This window comes from Bacillus haynesii, from assembly GCF_001969855.1.
Lineage (GTDB): Bacteria > Bacillota > Bacilli > Bacillales > Bacillaceae > Bacillus > Bacillus haynesii.
Genome location: NZ_MRBL01000024.1, coordinates 162,696 through 181,984 on the forward strand (window position 1 = coordinate 162,696; position 19,289 = coordinate 181,984).

Below are 19,289 nucleotides of genomic sequence, written 5' to 3' on the forward strand. Positions count from 1 at the left end.
GCGGTTTCCGAATGTAAAAAAGAACCTCCTTTTGACCAGGAGGTTCTCTGTATTATGCTGAAGTTTTTTTGTCTTTATTGACGACCGTGCCGTCTTTCATCATGAGACGCGGCGGTTCGCCGTCAGTGACGGTTTTGCCTGTAATCACGCATTTTTCAATATCCTCGCGAGACGGCAGATCAAACATCACGTCAAGCATGATTCCTTCGATAATGGAACGAAGTCCGCGTGCTCCTGTTTTACGTTCAATTGCTTTTTTAGCGATCTCTGTGAGCGCTTCGTCTTCAAATACAAGCTCCACATCATCCAGCTCAAGCATTTTTCTATATTGTTTAACAAGTGCGTTTTTCGGTTTTGTTAAAATTTCAACCAGCGCTTTTTCATCGAGCGGTTCAAGGCTTGCGATGATCGGGAGACGGCCGATGAATTCAGGGATCAGCCCGAAGCGAAGCAAGTCTTCCGGAAGCACTTTGGAAAGAAGCACTTCTTTTTCAAGGTCTTCATGCTTGTTGTCAGAGCCGAAGCCGATGACCTTCTGACCGAGACGGCGCTTGATGATTTGCTCGATTCCGTCAAAAGCTCCTCCGCAAATGAACAGGATGTTGGTTGTGTCAATTTGGATGAACTCTTGATGAGGATGCTTTCTTCCGCCTTGTGGAGGAACGCTCGCAACCGTACCTTCAAGAATTTTAAGCAGAGCCTGCTGAACGCCTTCGCCTGATACATCGCGTGTAATCGAAGGGTTCTCGGACTTTCTGGCCACTTTATCGATTTCATCGATGTAGATAATGCCTTTTTCCGCTTTTTCAACATCGTAGTCAGCAGCCTGGATCAGCTTAAGCAAAATGTTCTCCACATCTTCACCGACATAGCCTGCTTCAGTAAGCGAAGTGGCATCCGCAATGGCGAACGGCACATTCAGGATGCGGGCAAGCGTTTGAGCAAGAAGCGTTTTTCCGCTTCCGGTCGGTCCGATCATGGAAATATTACTTTTTGACAGCTCGACGTCATCGACTTTGCTGTTTGAATTGATCCGCTTGTAATGATTGTAGACGGCCACGGCAAGGGATTTTTTTGCCTGGTCCTGGCCGATGACGTATTCATCAAGAATCTCGCGGATTTCCTTTGGCTTCGGAACATCTTTGAACTCCACTTCTTCTTCAGAGCCAAGTTCCTCTTCTACAATTTCAGTGCAAAGTTCGATGCACTCGTCACATATATATACGCCTGGTCCGGCGACAAGCTTGCGTACCTGATCTTGTGTTTTACCGCAAAACGAGCATTTCAATTGTCCTTTTTCCTCGTTGAATTTAAACATTCTTTCACCCCTTATATCCTTGTCATTCCAGTTTCTTCGTTAAAAGAAACATCGCTTGAAAACATTCGTTCCATTATGTATTGCATTTTACCACACTTTCCAAAAAGGCGATAACGTTGTGTTTGCCGTTCGGCATATTCAATATGTATGTTGATCAAAACGACATTATCTATCCTTTCCCAAAGAAAAGATGATAAGTCAAAATTGTATAAAACAAGGCACGAAACATTCGCGCCCTGTTTTATATAAAGTATGATTATGAAACATATTAACGGTTTTCTACAAGAAAATCAATTGCTTTGCGAACTTTTAAGTCCTCTTTCATTCCATCTGTAGAACCGATTGCTTGTTTGATGTTTTCAACAGGCATGTTGTATGCTTCAGCCATTTTAGAAAGCTCTTCTTCGACTTCTTCGTCAGTGACTTGAAGGTTTTCCGCTTTGGCGATCGCTTCCAGTGTCAGGTTTGATTTCACGCGTTTTTCAGCATCCTCTTTCATTTGCTCTTTCAGCGCGTTTTCATCCTGTCCTGAGAATTGGAAGTAAAGCTCAAGGTTCATGCCCTGCATTTGCAGACGCTGTTCGAATTCTTTCATCATGCGGTCAAGCTCTGTGTCGATCATCGCTTGAGGAATGTCAGACTCAGCGTTTTCAGCTGCTTTCACGACAAGCTCTTCGCGAAGTTTAGCATCCGCTTCGTTTTCTTTTGCTTCTTCGAGACGTTTTTTCGTTTTTTCAGTCAGCTCAGCAAGCGTTTCAACTTCCTCATCGACATCTTTCGCAAACTCGTCATCAAGCTCAGGAAGCTCTTTCGCTTTGATTTCGTGGATTTTCACTTTGAATACGGCAGGTTTGCCCGCAAGCTCTTCCGCGTGGTATTCCTCTGGGAATGTCACTTCAACGTCTTTTTCAGCACCGGCTTCAAGTCCTACAAGCTGATCTTCAAAGCCTGGAATGAAAGAGCCTGAACCGACTTCAAGGGAATAGTTTTCCGCTTTTCCGCCTTCGAATGCTTCGCCGTCTACGAATCCTTCGAAATCAAGAACAACAGTGTCCCCTTCTTCCACTTTGCCGTCTTCTTTTACAACGAGTTCAGCCTGGCGCTCTTGAAGAGACTTAAGTTCGTTTTGAACGTCTTCATCCGTCACGGCAGTGTCGTCTTTTTCAATGCCAAGGCCTTTATATTCGCCAAGTTTCACTTCAGGCTTAACCGTTACCTTCGCAGTGAAGATCAGGTTTTCGCCTTTTTCGATTTTTTCCACATCGATTTCCGGACGGTCAACAGGCTCAATGCCCGCTTCCTCTACCGCTTTCGGATACTCGACAGGAAGCAGGATGTCCAGCGCATCCTGATAAAGCGCCTCAACGCCAAAACGCTGTTCAAACAAACCGCGCGGCACTTTCCCTTTGCGGAATCCAGGTATGGATACCTGCTTTACTACTTTTTTAAATGCATCATCAAGGGCTTTATTAAAGGTATCGGCATCTACCTCAACCGTTAAAACGCCTTCGTTTCCTTCTTGCTTTTCCCATTTTACTGACATGTGTTTCCCTCCAAAATCTATTCAGGTTGTGTCGTTTTTCCATTTTAAAACAAGCAAACGGCTACGTCCATCGCAAGCTGCCGACTGTGTGCAGCTCATGTGTTTCTGACAGCCATCATTATGTATACAAAGATAAATAATGAATCTTTAGCGGCAAACGGATCAACTTCCGTTTTTCACAAATGCAACCACTATATTATAACACAAAGCCCGCTGCTTTCAACATTTACAAATAAGAAATTTCTTCTATGTCTTTGATCAGCGCGCATGCTTCGTCAAGCTGTCTATCATTGAATTCATAGAGAATATGAAGCTCCTCTTTATCGATGTCGATCCCGTGCATCTCATATCCGACTTTATGCAGCGCAGCAGCCCAGAGCTCGCGGTTTGAGTATTTCGGCTGAAACGGATAGAGGACGTAAATATGCCTTCTCCACAGCTCTTCGACCGCCTGGTACAGCGTGGGATTTTCATTCCCCAGCGTATCATCGAGCACGCTCAGAACATGCTTTAATATCGGCATATCATCCGGCTTGACCGTCTCTGTCGGATTAATTGTCATCGAATCGCCAAATTTTGCGACAAGCGTCGGCTTTTCATGGTCTGACTCGGCCAAAAGCTGAAGGATCATCGTTTTTACGACAGGATGTGCGCTCGGATTTTGCAGAATCGTTTTCAACAAGCCGATATAGCTTGTCAGATTGCGGTCCTTCAGCCCGTGAAGAAGCTTAACCTGCTCTTCCGTGTCATGCAAAAGCCTTTCCTGATCAACCTCCTCCGTCTCAGGAAGGTCTTCGGTGATGTCCTCAGGTCCCGGGTCTTCCGTCATCTTGCGGCTGAAATCAAGCAGTTTATAAAACTGTTCTGCGCTTTCAGGAGGAAGCTTGTTTTCTTCGAGTACAGCTTCAATCGTTTCTTTTACTTTTTCGTATTGTCTGAGCTGGATTAAAATCGTCATATAGACCTGTAAAACGGTAAAATAGTGGCCGTGGCCTTCTTTCAGCATTTTTTCGCAGATGCTCTTCGCTTCTTCAAGCTCGCCGATTTCCAGCAGGCAGATGGCCATTCCCAGATAAATATCCGATTCCTCATCATCATAGCGCTTCGCTTCAGAAAACAGCCTGAGCGCTTCGTGGTAATTCTTTTCTTTGAGCGCTGCCATCCCTTTGTGCACTAAACGCTCCTTTACGTTAGGGAACGGGATGATCTTCGAGTTTTTCTTGTCATGCTTCATTTCTAAGTTCCTTTCAGGCACTTATTTTTTAACAAGTGTATCAACCCGGCCCGCTAAACACAAGAAAGAACCGGCGGCAGTATGCTGCCGCCAGCAAAAAAAGCCTCCGATCTACATCGGACAGCTTTTTTATGCTTGCAGCCAAGAGCTTCTCTGTTTCTCAAATTGTTCTATTTCTTCTTCAAGGAGCAATGTTAAAGAAATTTCATCGTAACCGTTCAGCAGCATCTCTTTCCAATGCGGATCGACCTCAAAGGCAATCTGCTGCCCGGCGTGGTCTGTTATCGTCTGTTTTTCGAGATCGACAGCCATCGTCAAAGATTGATATTCATACTGTTCAGCAAGCTCTTTCCACGTCTCATAAGGAAGGCGGATCGGCAGCATACCGTTTTTAAAACAGTTTTGGTGAAAGATATCAGCAAAAGACGGCGCGATAATGATTTTAAATCCGTAGTCGTCAAGCGCCCATGGCGCGTGTTCCCTTGAAGAGCCGCAGCCGAAGTTCTCGCCGGCAATTAAAATCGAAGCGCCGTTGTATTCCGGCCGGTTCAGTTCAAAATCAGGATTGGGATCGCCGTTATCCAAATACCTCCAGTCAAAGAAAGCAAAACGGCCGTACCCCGTTCTTTCGATCCTCTTTAAAAATTGCTTCGGAATGATCTGGTCCGTGTCTACGTTGATTCTGTTTAGTACCGCCGCTATTCCGGTATGGGTCTTTAATGGCTCCATCTTGTCACTCCTCTATACAGCTGTTGTCTCTTGGTAATATTTTCTGACATCGACAAAGCGTCCGTGAATCGCGGCCATCGCAGCCATCGCCGGGCTGACGAGATGCGTCCTGGCCCCTTTGCCCTGCCTGCCTTCAAAATTGCGGTTGGAAGTCGAAGCACAGCGCTCTCCTTCAGGGACAACATCGTTGTTCATGCTCAAACACATGCTGCATCCCGATTCTCTCCATTCAAAGCCCGCTTCGATGAAAACCTCGTGAAGCCCTTCTTTTTCGGCTTGGATTTTGACGCTTTGCGAGCCGGGAACGACGATCGCTCTGACGCCATCGGCAACTTTTTGACCTTTGATCATTTCAGCCGCCTGACGAAGATCTGTCATGCGCGAGTTGGTGCATGAACCGATAAAGACGTGCTCAATTGTAATGTCCTCGATTTTTTTATATGGTTCAAGACCCATATATTCATATGCGCGCTGCGCTTCTTTTTTATCGTCTTCCTGCGAGAAAGCCTCAGGCCCCGGAATCGTTTCATCAACCGGCAGCACCATGCCAGGGTGAATGCCCCACGTCACCATCGGCGAAATCGCGCTTCCGTCCATCACGATCGTCCGGTCGTAGACCGCCCCCGGATCGGTTCTCAAATTCTTCCACTCTTCTACAGCTTTCTCAAACTCTTCGCCTTTTGGCGCATATTTTTTCGTTTTGACATATTCAAATGTTGTTTCATCCGGTGCAATCAATCCGGCTCTTGCCCCAGCTTCGATTGACATGTTGCACACCGTCATCCGTTCGTCCATCGACATGTTTCGGAACACTTCGCCGGTATATTCAATGACATAACCCGCACCGAATTTAACCCCGTATTTTCCGATGATCGCGAGAATGACGTCTTTAGCCGTCACTCCTTTTTGCAGTTTGCCGTCAACGCGGATTTCCAGCGTCTTCGGTTTTTGCTGCCAAAGCGTCTGCGTTGACAAGACGTGCTCCACCTCGCTCGTTCCGATTCCGAAAGCGAGCGCGCCAAACGCTCCGTGTGTGGATGTATGGCTGTCTCCGCAAACGATCGTTTTGCCCGGCAGCGTTAACCCCAGTTCAGGCCCGATGACATGGACGATCCCCTGGTCAACGCTTGACAAGTCTGCGAGGCGGATGCCGAATTCTTCACAATTCCGCTCGAGCGCACTGACCTGCCGTTTGGCGACATCATCTTGAATCTCAAACCGATTGACAGTCGGAATGTTGTGGTCCATCGTGGCAAACGTATTTTGCGGCCGTCTGACTTTTCTGTTCTTTTGCCTTAGGCCTTCAAAGGCCTGGGGTGACGTTACCTCATGTATCAAATGCAGATCGATATAGAGAAGGTCAGGCTTCCCTTCACCTTTTTTAATCACGTGTTGATCCCAAATTTTTTCGATGATCGTTCGAGGCATCATCTTTCTTCCTCCCTCTACCAATATCCATTTTCCTTAAACGTAAGCGGTCATGATGTTTGAAATGGCATTGTCGTCTGCCAGCGCGGCTTTTACTTCCCCTGTAATCGATTGAGTCGTGCAATGTTCCGATCCTTTTGCCAGGTCCTTCGTCCGTTTTCCTGCACGGAGAACTTGATCGACTGCGTGTTCAACAGCTTTCGCTTCAGCTTCAAGACCGAAGGACGTCCTGAGCATCATAGCCGCGGACAAGATCGCCGCAAGCGGATTGGCAATGTTCTGTCCCGCGATATCAGGAGCTGAGCCGTGCACAGGTTCATATAGAGGAAGTCCAGAGCTTGATAAGCTTGCCGACGGCAGCATGCCGAGCGATCCGGTCAGCATCGATGCTTCATCGCTTAAAATATCGCCGAACATGTTTTCAGTTACGATAATATCAAACTGTCCAGGCGCATAGATGAGCTGCATGGCTGCATTGTCGACGAGCATATGCTCAAGTTTGACGTCAGGAAACTCTTGCGCTACTTCTTCCGCGGTCTTGCGCCATAGTTTGCTTGACTCAAGGACGTTGGCTTTATCAACGGAGGTCACTTTGCCTTTTCGTCTTTGCGCCATTTGGAAGGCTTCCCTGATGACCCTTTCCATTTCCGACTTTTTATAAAACAGCGTGTCAACAGCTTCTTCCTCACCGTTCTGATTGACGTACTGCTCGCTCGGCTTTCCAAAATACAAGCCGCCCGTCAGCTCGCGAACGATGACAAAGTCAACACCTTCGATATATTCGGTTTTTAACGGAGAAGCTCCCGCAAGGCTTTCAAACACTTTAACAGGCCGCAGATTGGCAAAAAGGTCGAGCTGCTTGCGGATGGCGAGCAGCCCTTTTTCAGGCCTCAGCTCAGAAGGATTTTGATCCCATTTCGGCCCGCCTACAGCTCCGAGCAAAATGGCATCCGCAGCTTTGCAAGCGGCGACAGTTTCCTCAGGAAGCGGCGCTCCCGCCTCATCAATTGCCGCTCCGCCGATCAGGCCGTATTCAAATTCGAATTCATGCTGATAATGTTCAGCAACGCTTTTCAGCACATCAACAGCCGCGTCCAATACTTCGGGACCAATTCCGTCACCGGGCAAAAGTGCGATTCGTTTTTTCAAATTCAACAAACTCCTTCCTTCTTACTGTTATGATCCTACAGCCGCCTGTTTTGACAACCCTTCCGCATTCGTCTTCAAAACGAGATAGCGGTTCACCGCGTTCAAGTAGGCTTTGGCAGATGCTTCGAGAACATCCTGGGCAACTCCGCGTCCTCCGGATTCTTTTCCGTCGATCATCACCCTGACGTATACTTGCGCGAATGCATCCTGTCCCTTGCGGTTGGATTGAATCCGGTAATCAAGGAGCTGGACTTCTTTATCCATACAGCGCTTCAGCGTGTTGTACACCGCTTCAACGCTTCCCGCTCCGGTTGCCGCTTCCTGAATGATCTGATCCGTTTCCTGATCTTTAAGGGAGACCGTTGCTGTCGGAACCTGCGAGGTGCCGTAATGAACCTGCAGTGATATAAAGTCATAGCCGATTTTGCGGTCTGCCGTTTTCTCCTCGAGTATCAGCGAGATGAGATCTTCATCCGTAAATTCCTTTTTCTTTCCGGTAAGCTCTTTAAAGATGTTAAAAAATTTATTGATTTCCTCTTCTCCAAACTGGAATCCGAGGTTTTGCAGCTTATCTTTAAATGCGTGGCGCCCTGAATGCTTTCCGAGCACAAGCGCATCCGTTTTCACGCCGACAAGCTCCGGAGAAATAATTTCATATGTTGTTTTTTCTTTTAAGAAGCCGTCCTGGTGAATGCCTGATTCGTGGGCAAAGGCATTATCGCCGACGACCGCTTTGTTCCGCGGCACGGCCATGCCGGTCAGCTTGCTCACTAAATCACTTGTCCGCTTAATCTCATTCAGCTGAATCGTTGATTCCGCCTGGTAGAAATCTTTTCGGATATAGAGGGCGACGGCGATTTCTTCAAGAGAGGCGTTCCCCGCTCTTTCGCCTATGCCGTTGATGACTGATTCGACTTGATCCGCTCCGTTTTCAATCGCAGCCAAAGAGTTGGCGACAGCCATTCCCAAGTCGTCGTGGCAATGGGCTGAAAGCTGGACTTTATCGGCATTGCGGGCATTTTCTTTAATATAGCGGAAGATATTTCCGTACTCGGCGGGCGCTAAATAACCAACCGTATCCGGAAGATTGACGACATCCGCTCCCGCGGCGATCACTTCGCTGACGATCTCGGCTAAAAACGGCAGATCGGTCCGGCACGCATCTTCGGCAGACCACTGGACGATCGGGAAGCGCTCTTTGGCGTATTTCACCATTGCGACCGCCTGTTCCAGAACCTGTTCGCGCGTTTTTTTCAGCTTATATTTTAAATGGATGTCAGAAGTGGCGATAAAAATGTGAATCCTTGGTTCAGCCCCGTCTTTGAGCGCTTCCCACGCCGAATCGATATCTCCTTTGACAGAGCGGGCAAGCCCTGTTACCGAACAGTTTTTAATCGTCCTTGCGATTTCTTTTACTGCATTGAAATCCCCGGGGGACGAAGCGGGAAAGCCCGCTTCCATAATGTTGACCCCGAGTTTTTCAAGCTGCTGGGCGATCGCCAGCTTCTCCTGCGTGTTTAAATTAACGCCCGGCGACTGTTCACCGTCACGGAGTGTCGTATCAAAAAAGTTAATTTTTCGCACCGGCTACCACCGCTTCCTTCTTCTTGCCCTGCTTGACAAACGGCATCATTTCGCGAAGCTTTCTGCCGACCACTTCGATTTCGTGTTCATTTTCGCTTGTATTGATGGCGTTGAAACGCGGACGGTTAACTTGGTTTTCGACAATCCATTCTTTCGCGAATGTACCGTTTTGGATGTCTTTCAATACTTCTTTCATTGATTCTTTTACCTTCTCATCAACGACGCGCGGACCTGATACGAAGTCTCCCCACTGCGCTGTGTCGGAAATCGAATATCTCATGCCTGCCAAACCTTCTTCATACATCAAGTCGACGATGAGCTTCAGCTCGTGCAGACACTCGAAGTATGCGAGTTCAGGCTGATAGCCCGCTTCTGTCAGCGTTTCGAATCCGGCTTTGACAAGGGAAGTCAATCCTCCGCACAGCACCGCCTGTTCGCCGAAAAGATCGGTTTCAGTTTCTTCTTTAAATGTTGTTTCAAGAACCCCGGCTCTTGCGCCGCCGATCGCTTTAGCATAAGCAAGGGCTTTGTCTTTCGCTTCCCCGGTTACATCCTGATAGATGGCAAACAGCGCCGGAACCCCTGCACCTTGTTCAAACGTTCTTCTGACAAGGTGTCCCGGTCCTTTAGGAGCGACAAGGAATACGTCAACATCCGCCGGAGGTACGATCTGATGGAAATGAACGTTGAATCCGTGGGCGAATACGAGTGAATTGCCCGCTTGAAGTCCGTCTTTGATTTCTGCTTCATACACTTTTTGCTGCTGTTCATCCGGAAGAAGCACCATGACGATGTCGGCCTGTTCTGCCGCTTCTCTTACCGTGAAAACTTGATGGCCGTCTTCCTCTGCTTTTGTAAAGGATTTCCCTTTTCTGACGCCGACAATGACGTCCACTCCGCTCTCTTTCAGGTTCAGTGCGTGCGCATGGCCTTGTGAGCCGTATCCGATCACCGCTACTTTTTTGCCTGCCAATACGTTTTCTTTGATATCACCGTTATAATATACTTTTACCATGTCAATCTCTCCCTTTTTATGTTTTATACAATAGATATTGTTTTAATAGAGGCCGGCTTTTGCTGAGTTCCCCTCGCAAAGGCCGTGGTGCCTGTTCTGGCAACCTCTTTAATCCCGTATGGTTTCAATAGTTCGATCAGGGCTTCGATCTTGCTTGATTCCCCTGTCACTTGAATCACGACGCTGTCTTTTGCGACATCGACGACAGACGCCCGAAACGGTTCGATGACACCGTTTATTTCCGCCCTGCTCGCCGGAGGGGAAACCACCCTGATTAATGCCAGCTCTCTTTGGACGATCGATTGATTCGTAATGTCCGTGACTTTCAGTACATCAATCTGTTTGTTTAATTGTTTTGTCAGCTGTTCCGTTTCTTTTTCATCTGCCACATGAACGACAAATGTGATCCTCGAAATTCCCGCTGTTTCGGTGTGGCCGACCGTAATGCTTTCAATGTTGTAATGCCGTTTTGTAAACAACCCTGTAATTCTGTTTAAGACGCCGCTTTGATTCAAAACCGTCAGCGTAATGATTCTTTTCAAGGTTTCACCCCCACCATTTCGTGCAGCCCTTTTCCAGGGGCAACCATTGGAAATACTTTTTCAGCTTGTGCAACCTGAACATCGATGACCATCGGTTCATTCGACGTTAGCGCCGCTTCCAGCTTTTCTTCCGCTTCTTTTTCGGATGTGATTCGGACACCTTTGATTCCGTAAGCTTCAGACAGCTTGATGAAATCAGGCTGTGATGTGAACTTGGAGTGTGAATAGCGCTCATCGTAAAAGATTTCCTGCCATTGCCGGACCATTCCGAGGCAGCGGTTGTTTAAGACCACGACTTTGATCGGAAGGTTCAAATCGTGAATGACGGACAGCTCCTGCAGCGTCATCTGGAATCCTCCGTCGCCGAGTATCGATACAACCGTCGCATCCTTATCGGCAAGCTGTGCTCCGATTGCCGCCGGAAGTCCGAAGCCCATCGTGCCGAGACCGCCGGAAGTGACCCATCTGTCGGCTTTTTGGAACTGATAGAATTGCGCGGCCCACATTTGATGCTGTCCGACGTCCGTCGTTACAATAGCTTCGCCTTTTGTATAGCGGTGGATATATTCGATCAGCTTCTGCGGTTTGAACCCTTCTGTTTCATTCTCTTCATACCAGAGCGGATATTCATTTTTCCAAGCCGCAACCTGCTTTTTCCACTCATCAGAAGCGCTCGGCTTGCCGTTTTGCTTGATCAGCTCTGTCAGTACAAGCTTGCTGTCGCCGACAACCGGAATGTGTGTATGAACGTTTTTGCCGATTTCAGCCGGATCGATGTCAATGTGAGCGACTTTCGCATATTTTGCAAAATGCTTCAAGTTCCCTGTGACCCGGTCATCGAACCTGGCACCGATGCTGATTAACAGATCGCTTTCATACAGAGCCATGTTGGCCGCATACGTTCCGTGCATTCCGGCCATCCCGAGGAAAAGCGGATGGTCGGCCGGAAATCCTCCCAAGCCTAACAGCGTATGCGCCAGCGGAATTTGCTGCTGTTCGACATAATTTTTTAATTCTTCTGACGCTTTCCCGTGCAAGACGCCCGCACCCGCTAAAATAACCGGCTTTTTCGCTGCACTGACCGCTTCCACAAGCTTTCTGATCTGCAGATAATTCGGTTCCTTCGTCGGCTGATAGCCCGGAAGGTGAATCTCATGGTCGTAGCGGAATTCTCCTTCTACAGCGGCGATGTCTTTAGGAATATCGATTAAAACGGGGCCCGGTCTTCCTGTTGTCGCAATATGGAATGCTTCTTTAATAATTCTCGGCAGATCTTCGGCATTGCGAACCTGGTAGCTGTGCTTTGTAATCGGCATCGTAATTCCGATGACATCCGCTTCTTGGAATGCGTCAGATCCGATAACCGATGTTGCAACCTGACCGGTGAATACGACGAGAGGCAATGAATCGATCATCGCGTCGGCCAGACCCGTTACAAGGTTTGTCGCTCCAGGTCCGGATGTGGCGATGACGACACCCGGTTTCCCGGAAATTCTTGCATATCCTTCGGCTGCGTGGATGGCGCCTTGTTCATGGCGCGTCAGCACATGAAACATTCCCGATCCGTAGAGTTTGTCATAAATCGGCAGGACCGCACCGCCCGGATACCCGTAGATCACTTCGACATTTTCCTGTTTTAAAGCCTCGATCAGCATTGACGCCCCTGCCATTGTTTGTGTACATTGGGCATTTTCAGCATCCAACTGTACATTCGTCCCCATTTTTCTTCCTCCTTATCAAGTGATCTTCATCACTGTTCATTCACGATTGGTTTTTCAAAATAATCAATGTATATGTGCCGCAAAGCATGTATACAATCTGCTTTTGCAGCTAAAAAAAGCCTTCCCGCCCACTGTTGACGCTGCACACCTTGCAGGCCAAAGGGGCGAAAAGGCTTTTCTTTCCGCGGTACCACCCTTGTTCGCGGCTTTTTAATGCCGCCTTATGGATAATCGCTTATCCGGTTTAATAACGAGTGAACTTTCGTGACGTTCACCCGGCCAGCCTTACTAAACATGGAAATCGTTCAGGCTGACACTCAGAGGGGAGTTCACAAGCGGAGGCCGTCACCGGTTCCCAGCAATCCCGGCTCTCTGCAGGCGGCGTTTCCGCTGTTACTTATCCTCTTCAACGTTTGTCTTTATTCAGCTGACACTTAAGCTTTGATCTTTGAGGCTGACTTTTACCCCTTCACGAACGACGCGCTCGCGGAACTTTTCAAGCATCCGGTTTGTGTGGACTCCCGGTTTGCCGTCCCCGATCTTGCGGCCGTCAACTTTTACGACCGCGATGACTTCTGCAGCCGTTCCGGTTAAAAACACTTCATCGGCTGTGTATACGTCATGGCGGGTAAACGGCTCTTCTTTCACTTCATAGCCGAGCTCTCGCGCTATTTCGATGATGGCATTCCGGGTGATTCCTTCAAGCGCTCCGATATAGCCCGGGGGCGTCAAGAGCTTTCCGTTTTTATAAATGAATACGTTATCCGCAGAACCTTCGGCGACATAGCCTTGATCATTGAGCATGAGCGCTTCTGTCACGCCCGCCATATGCGCCTCGATCCGGACAAGAATATTGTTTAAATAGTTCAGCGATTTTACTTTAGGGCTCAGCACATCGGGTCTGTTTCTTCTTGTCGGAACCGTAACGATGTCAATTCCCGTTTCATATAAATGTTTCGGGAATATTGCCAATGGTTCGACAATTATGATGACACTCGGGTGTGAACAATTGTTTGGATCGAGTCCAAGGTCACCTGCTCCTCTTGAAACGACCAAGCGGATGTAAGCGTCTTTAAGCCCGTTTTTTTCGACTGTTTTGAGAACGTGCTGTGTCAGTTCTTCCTGCTGATATGGAATCTCCAGCATGATCGATCTCGCAGAATCGTAGAGGCGATCCATGTGCTCTTTCATTCTGAAGATGTTGCCGTCGTATACCCTGATCCCTTCAAACACGCCGTCCCCGTATAAAAATCCGTGATCATAGACTGATATTTTAGCGTCTTCTTTTTTAACGAGTTTGTCGTTTAGGAAGATCCACTGGTCTTTCTGGTCCCCCATCCCTCTAGCACACCTTTCTGTTGTAAATGAACGCTTTAAACGATTAAAAATTCATGATGCGGGAACCCGTTTTCCCGCTGTCATTCCCGGGAAAGATGAAAAGTTTTCAAGTGATTTGTTCTTTTGTTTGAACTCATATTACGCCCCTTTACATGCAGTGTCAACCGTATTTTTTAAAATTATTAGACAATTTCGATTAATCAATCTACTTGTATACGCTTACATGATTGATATAAAAGGAAATGTAAAATTGAAAAATAATTTAAAATTTTTTATTTAATCTATAAAGATTACATAAAAAAACTGGTGTTTCATACAGTTTTGTTAGATTTTATCACCGACAACTTTTTAAAATTTTATCCCCGCCGGTTAGATTTATTACCACATATGTGTACAGACTCCATTTTACGATTTTTTACATAAACTGCTGTTAATCAAAAAAGAAACAGGTGAATATGATGTACCGCACTTTTCCTTCACACTCTGATCCCCGCGTGCGCCAATACCCGGGATACTTCGGCTATCCGACTACTTATGTCTATAATCCTTCAGCACACGGGCCCTATACTTATTATCCGTACGGCGGGGTGTTCACCACTCCGACTCTCGGATTCGGCATCGGCTACCCGGGAATTTCCGTTCCGGCTGTGCACGCCTTTACCGGAGGATTCAGAGAAAATTAACAAAGCACAAAAAAAGAGAGAGCATCATGCTCTCTCTTTTTTACGGTTAAACGACTCCCTGAGCGATCATCGCATCCGCCACTTTGATAAATCCGGCTATATTGCAGCCGTCGAGCAGATTTCCGGACCGTCCGTATTCTGAAGCCGCTTCAACGCTTCTCTTGTAAATGTCAGCCATGATCGTCCTGAGCTTCTCATCCGTTTCTTCCGCCGTCCAGTGGAGCCGCGCGCTGTTCTGCGCCATTTCGAGCGCTGAAACGGCTACACCGCCGGCATTTGCAGCCTTAGCCGGCCCGAATAGAACCCCCGCATCCAAAAAGCGTTTGACGGCGCCCTCTTCAGACGGCATATTTGCCCCTTCTCCGACAGCTTTGACCCCATTTGAAATGAGCACTTCGGCCGCCTCTTCGTCAATTTCGTTCTGGGTCGCGCACGGAAGCGCGATATCGCATGGAATGGACCAAATGCCGTTGCAACCTTCGAAATAGTGTGCTTCCGGATGCTCGCTGACATACTCACGAATCCTTCCGTTCCCGTCTTCTTTGAGCCGCTTCACCGTCTCAAGACTGATGCCTTTTTCATCATAGATATAGCCGTCAGAATCGCTGCAGGCCACCACTTTCGCGCCGAATTGAGCCGCTTTTTCCATCGCATACAGCGCCACATTGCCTGAACCGGAGACGACAACGGTGCTGTTTTCAAAGCGCAGCCCCTGATCCTTCAGCATTTCTTCTACGAAATAAACCAGACCGTATCCTGTCGCTTCTTTCCTCGTTAAACTGCCCCCGTATTCAAGGCCTTTGCCTGTTAACACGCCTGCATCATAGCGACCCCGAATCTTTTTATACTGTCCGAACATAAACCCGACTTCCCTTGCTCCGACACCAATATCGCCGGCAGGGATATCCGTGTCCGGTCCGATATGTCTGTACAGTTCATTCATGAAGCTTTGCGTAAAACTCATGATCTCCCTGTCCGATTTGCCCTTCGGATCAAAATCAGCCCCGCCTTTTCCGCCTCCGATCGGCTGGCCGGTTAAAGAATTTTTAAAGATCTGCTCAAAGCCCAAAAATTTAATAATGCTCGCGTTTACAGAAGGGTGAAAACGGATGCCGCCTTTATACGGACCGATTGCACTGTTAAATTGAACCCGGAATCCCCTGTTAACCCGGATACTGCCTTCATCATCGACCCACGGCACCCTGAAGGTGATCATCCGTTCCGGCTCTGCAATCCTCTCAAGAATGCGGTGTTCGATATACTTTGGATGTCTTGCCAATACAGGGACGAGGGAATCAAATATTTCCTTTACAGCTTGAAGAAATTCGCTTTCGTAAAGATTTCGCTTCTGTACTGTCTCGTATGCTTGTGTCACATAATCTCTCGCCGTCTGGAAATTTGTTTCCTCCATTTTTTCTAGCGTATGCATTTTTCTTCAGCTCCCTTTCTTAAATAAAAGCAGAACGAACATTGTAAGATTTTCTATCATGGTAAATTTTACATCCAACGCCCCATTTACATCAATCTGAAAAACAGATAAAACCATTGCTGAATTGAGATGTATAACAAAAAGCGAGAATAGACAGGTAATAAGATAGAAAGACAGCTCTTAAAAGCTGAGGAGAAAAGGACCAAGAAACCATAAAATACCACTTCATCTGAAAGGTTCTTTCTGTACAAAATGTCTATTTTCTTTGTGATCGGTGCATTTTCCCCTTGTACTGCCGGCAGAGAATGAGCATCTTATCCCGTTTTTAAAATGAAACCTACTGCATGCAAAACGAAAACACATAGCTCCCCTTTTTCATGGCAACAATAAAACTAAAACAGGGGTGATCTGATGGACGACAAAAAAGAAATGTCGAACGTTGAAACACAAAGAAACTTTTTAACGGCTGAAGAATTTCCTGAAGGAGCGTATGGAGCTGCACAAGGCAAAGACAAGCCTGTTGAGAACAAAAACACGCCATGGAAGGAAGGTCAGCAATACTACAGCAATTTCACATACGAATTCCGCAATCTCCATCAAGGAATGCCGCGGCAGTACCCTGGAGCGCATCCAACCCATGACGAAGAGGATCAAAACGAGGAATGACCGATATAAAAAAGAGCCGTGCTAAACGGCTCTTTAAAGCTTTTTATTGGAGGGGCTGTTGGAAATTTTGATTTTGCTGCTGGTTTTGCTGGTTTTGCTGACCCTGTTGTCCTTGTTGTCCTTGTTGTCCTTGCTGTCCTTGCTGATTAAATGACTGCTGCGCCTGCTGAAGTGCCTGGCTCATTTGGTTCATGGCCTGGTTTGTCTGGATCCCTTGAAGAGCCTGATTCAGCTGTTGGACAGCCTGCTGAATGCTTTGCTGAATTTGCTGATCCGTTTGCTGCATTTGCTGCTGAGATTGGGAGCTGAATTGCTGAATTTGCTGCTTTAACTGATTGATTCCCTGGCTCAATTGAGAGCTCTGCTGGCCACTTTGCCCCTGCTGCTGTGACCCCATTTGATTAACAGTTTGCTCCAGCTGAGCAAGCTGCTGCTGGATATTTCCGAATTCTTGAGCAAGTTCGGTATCCGTGATGTTCACTCCGAGCAGTTGCTCATGCTTTTGTTTTTGTTGCTTCTGCTTTTGCTGTTGCTGTTGCTGCTGATTTTGCTGTTGCTTTGTCATTACAACATCCTCCTTAAAATTGATCACATCCCTTATCTTTTTCATTTTTTCCGAAAAGATGAAAGGGAATTTTTAGGATGTTGTTTTTTTATAATAGCAAAAGCCTCAAACCCTTGTATACCAAGAAGTTTGAGGCTTTTTTCAGAGACGTTCCAGGAGAGATTCGAACTCCTGGCCGACGGCTTAGAAGGCCGATGACCCTTAAAGACAGCATGTGACATCACTTGACCAAAAGCCCATAATATCACGGTTCATTGCTCTTTTTTGCTTTCTGAAGGAATGAAAAATACCTAATTGGGAGCGAATCCGCTCCCAATTTTCCAATTAATTCATAACATCGAAAACAGAACATTAATTCCCCTACAATTAATATTAAGAGGAGATGAACATCATGAATGACAACTTGAGAGATCGGGGAACAATTAAATGGACGGCCATGATGCTGCCGGAGCATGTCAGCCTGCTTCACGAATTAAACCTCATATGAAATGATAAAAATCAATGAAATAAGTCTTATCCTATTTTTATCTTGGTTCAATTTATATATATACGGTAATTCAAACCAAGAAAAAGAGCCGCGAGCGGCTCTTTTTATAGTGATGGGTATATACGAAATTATTTTGCACTGTTATTTATTCTTGTTATTAAATACATTTTGATTAGGTGTTAATTCATTTGCGAACTCGTTGGTTAGTGGAGAAGCAACATTCTGAAGAGTGTTTTGTTGCTGGAAATTTTTCATTAGATTTTGCACAGGGTTATTTTGGTTTCCATTCCTTCTGATCAAGAATGCAACTATACTGATTCCTAGCCCTAGTAAAGAGAACCACATAGTTCCTCTGTTTCTTCTCCTGCCAAATAGAAGATCTCTATTTCTAAACAGTGTTGTTAACCATTGAAAATTCACTTTTCCTCACTTCCTTTACATAAAAAATCACCTACGCAATTATTTTTCACAACATAGGTATTGTTTATGTAGGTATGCTTCAGGACTTATTTCCAAAAATGAACTTACCTGCTCCCAAAATTTAATTCTTTCTTATATCCATTGAATCATGGGGAATATTTAGTATTGATGTTTAAGCGTGGAAAAGAGGTGTTAGTATTTATGTTTCTTTTTAAGCTAATTCTTTTATTTCTTGTGTTTATTTTGTCAGTTAAGCTCCTTGGGAAATCTGCGTTGGCACAGCTTACCCCTTATGATTTTGGAGCCATTATTTTTTTAGCCTATTTAGCTTTCGCCCCCATTAAAATTGAAGGAATGAAGGATGGGGTGATTGGGATGATTGTGATCATCATCATACATCTTCTCATTTCAAGACTAAGCTTATTCAATTGGCTCAATACCTTTATTATTGGGCGTCCAACTATCTTGATTAAACACAGCAAACTCATCTATAAGAATTTGGAGAGAAGCAGATATTCATTAGCCGAACTGTTGTCAAATCTAAGGGCTTCAGGATACCCTGATATTAAGGACATTGAATATGCAATATTAGAGGCAAATGGGGAAATCAGCATTTTACCTAAGAAAGAGCTTGTACCTGTTACGCGCAAGGACCTACACATTAAACCCGAATACAGTGGACTGCCAATTGCCGTTGTCATTGAAGGTAAAGTTCAAAAACAAAATTTAAAAATAATTCACAAGGACGAAGAGTGGTTAAAAAATGAACTTAAAGCAAAAGGATATCATCAAATTAAAGATATATTTTACGCTTCCGTGAGAGATAACGATCATTCAATGACTGTTATCACGAAAGATATTGACGATCAACTCTAAATATTAATCATGTAAGGCAGGTTCAAGCTTTTGCAGCATATCTTTTAGTTTATTTGCATTTTTGGCATACAGCGCTTTAGCATGTTTTGAGTCGGTGGCCAACGCGAATAATTCGAGGTCTGTCTCACATTTTTTAATTGTTGCCAATAATAAAGGCTTTTCTTGTGGTGAGGGAACTTTAATTTGATCATCATACAGATCCACGGTCAGTTGTCCGTTTGAGTCGACTTGGCCCAGAAACACATTTTCTTTTGTCACGCCTAATTTATCAAGCTCTTCATGGAGCCAGCGACGGTTTAATCCTGCTACAAACAATGGCTCGTCTAAAATTTCTCCGTCCATGATCACGGTCTGAGGCTCTTTCTCCGATTGATAAGGTATTTGCAGATCTTTGATAGTAACTGGCCTATGTTCTTTTTCGAGCAGCACGTTTAAATCCCCGCTTTGCTCCAGGATGGCGAATTGAACTTCGGCAATATTAAATACATTCTTTTTTCTTAAAAGTTCCAACAGCTTATCTGTTGAATATTTTTCTTTTTTGAGTTTTCTTCCATAATTTTCC

General features: G+C 46.0%; 17 protein-coding genes and 1 other annotated feature. Of the genes, 3 read left to right on the plus strand and 14 right to left on the minus strand.

Annotated features, from left to right (window positions below):
• Positions 1-52 precede the first annotated feature (52 nt).
• The 11 genes from clpX to ilvE all read right to left on the minus strand — a co-directional run bounded on the left by clpX (position 53) and on the right by ilvE (position 13,601).
• Entirely contained in the window at positions 53-1,318 is a 1,266-nt protein-coding gene (gene clpX, locus BTA31_RS19610; protein ID WP_043926308.1) for an ATP-dependent protease ATP-binding subunit ClpX, read from the minus strand.
• A 268-nt stretch (positions 1,319-1,586) separates the two neighbouring features.
• Positions 1,587-2,861, minus strand: a complete 1,275-nt coding sequence (gene tig / locus BTA31_RS19615; protein ID WP_076793589.1) for a trigger factor — start codon at positions 2,859-2,861, stop codon at positions 1,587-1,589.
• A gap of 226 nt (positions 2,862-3,087) precedes the next feature.
• Positions 3,088-4,095: a DNA damage checkpoint antagonist DdcA gene (ddcA, locus tag BTA31_RS19620; protein ID WP_076793590.1), complete on the minus strand. Its 1,008-nt coding sequence runs from the start codon at positions 4,093-4,095 to the stop codon at positions 3,088-3,090.
• 129 nt (positions 4,096-4,224) lie between these two features.
• Positions 4,225-4,824 (minus strand): 3-isopropylmalate dehydratase small subunit, encoded by a 600-nt coding sequence (gene leuD, locus BTA31_RS19625; protein WP_076793591.1) that lies wholly within the window; start codon positions 4,822-4,824, stop codon positions 4,225-4,227.
• Positions 4,825-4,836: 12 nt separating this feature from the next.
• Entirely contained in the window at positions 4,837-6,255 is a 1,419-nt protein-coding gene (gene leuC, locus BTA31_RS19630; protein ID WP_076793592.1) for a 3-isopropylmalate dehydratase large subunit, read from the minus strand.
• A gap of 33 nt (positions 6,256-6,288) precedes the next feature.
• The gene (leuB, locus tag BTA31_RS19635; protein ID WP_076793604.1) at positions 6,289-7,401 is read right to left on the minus strand and encodes a 3-isopropylmalate dehydrogenase; all 1,113 of its coding nucleotides are present in this window, start codon (positions 7,399-7,401) and stop codon (positions 6,289-6,291) included.
• A gap of 27 nt (positions 7,402-7,428) precedes the next feature.
• Positions 7,429-8,985: a 2-isopropylmalate synthase gene (locus tag BTA31_RS19640; protein ID WP_076793593.1), complete on the minus strand. Its 1,557-nt coding sequence runs from the start codon at positions 8,983-8,985 to the stop codon at positions 7,429-7,431.
• The gene (gene ilvC / locus BTA31_RS19645) at positions 8,972-10,000 is read right to left on the minus strand and encodes a ketol-acid reductoisomerase (RefSeq protein WP_043926312.1); all 1,029 of its coding nucleotides are present in this window, start codon (positions 9,998-10,000) and stop codon (positions 8,972-8,974) included. Before ilvC ends, BTA31_RS19640 begins: the two co-directional genes overlap by 14 nt.
• Positions 10,001-10,023: 23 nt before the next feature.
• Positions 10,024-10,542: an acetolactate synthase small subunit gene (gene ilvN, locus BTA31_RS19650; RefSeq protein ID WP_043926313.1), complete on the minus strand. Its 519-nt coding sequence runs from the start codon at positions 10,540-10,542 to the stop codon at positions 10,024-10,026.
• Positions 10,539-12,263: an acetolactate synthase large subunit gene (ilvB, locus tag BTA31_RS19655; protein ID WP_043926314.1), complete on the minus strand. Its 1,725-nt coding sequence runs from the start codon at positions 12,261-12,263 to the stop codon at positions 10,539-10,541. The genes ilvN and ilvB overlap by 4 nt, the downstream gene beginning before the upstream one ends.
• 157 nt (positions 12,264-12,420) lie before the next feature.
• Positions 12,421-12,682, minus strand: a binding site (T-box leader).
• 4 nt (positions 12,683-12,686) lie between these two features.
• Positions 12,687-13,601 carry a branched-chain-amino-acid transaminase gene (ilvE, locus tag BTA31_RS19660; RefSeq protein ID WP_076793594.1) on the minus strand — a complete coding sequence of 305 codons (915 nt, stop codon included), beginning with the start codon at positions 13,599-13,601 and terminating at the stop codon, positions 12,687-12,689.
• Between the two features lie 458 nt (positions 13,602-14,059).
• On the opposite strand from ilvE, the gene BTA31_RS19665 reads away from it, so the two are divergent.
• A complete protein-coding gene (locus BTA31_RS19665) occupies positions 14,060-14,284 on the plus strand; it encodes a hypothetical protein (protein WP_043926316.1) in 225 nt (74 codons plus the stop codon).
• 46 nt (positions 14,285-14,330) lie between these two features.
• Here BTA31_RS19665 and gdhA read toward each other — a convergent pair whose 3' ends face one another.
• Complete coding sequence (gene gdhA / locus BTA31_RS19670) at positions 14,331-15,713, minus strand: NADP-specific glutamate dehydrogenase (protein ID WP_076793595.1); 1,383 nt, start codon at positions 15,711-15,713, stop codon at positions 14,331-14,333.
• A gap of 411 nt (positions 15,714-16,124) precedes the next feature.
• Between gdhA and BTA31_RS19675 the strand changes: the two genes are divergently transcribed.
• Complete coding sequence (locus BTA31_RS19675; protein WP_043926318.1) at positions 16,125-16,379, plus strand: hypothetical protein; 255 nt, start codon at positions 16,125-16,127, stop codon at positions 16,377-16,379.
• A 43-nt stretch (positions 16,380-16,422) separates the two neighbouring features.
• On the opposite strand, the gene BTA31_RS19680 is transcribed toward BTA31_RS19675, so the two are convergent.
• Complete coding sequence (locus BTA31_RS19680; RefSeq protein ID WP_076793596.1) at positions 16,423-16,944, minus strand: hypothetical protein; 522 nt, start codon at positions 16,942-16,944, stop codon at positions 16,423-16,425.
• A 1,075-nt stretch (positions 16,945-18,019) separates the two neighbouring features.
• Between BTA31_RS19680 and BTA31_RS19695 the strand changes: the two genes are divergently transcribed.
• Positions 18,020-18,727, plus strand: coding sequence for a DUF421 domain-containing protein (locus BTA31_RS19695; protein WP_076793605.1), 708 nt, complete (start codon positions 18,020-18,022; stop codon positions 18,725-18,727).
• 3 nt (positions 18,728-18,730) lie between these two features.
• Here BTA31_RS19695 and BTA31_RS19700 read toward each other — a convergent pair.
• Positions 18,731-19,289: DUF421 domain-containing protein (locus BTA31_RS19700; protein ID WP_142243759.1), on the minus strand; the 559-nt coding region annotated here is incomplete at its 5' end.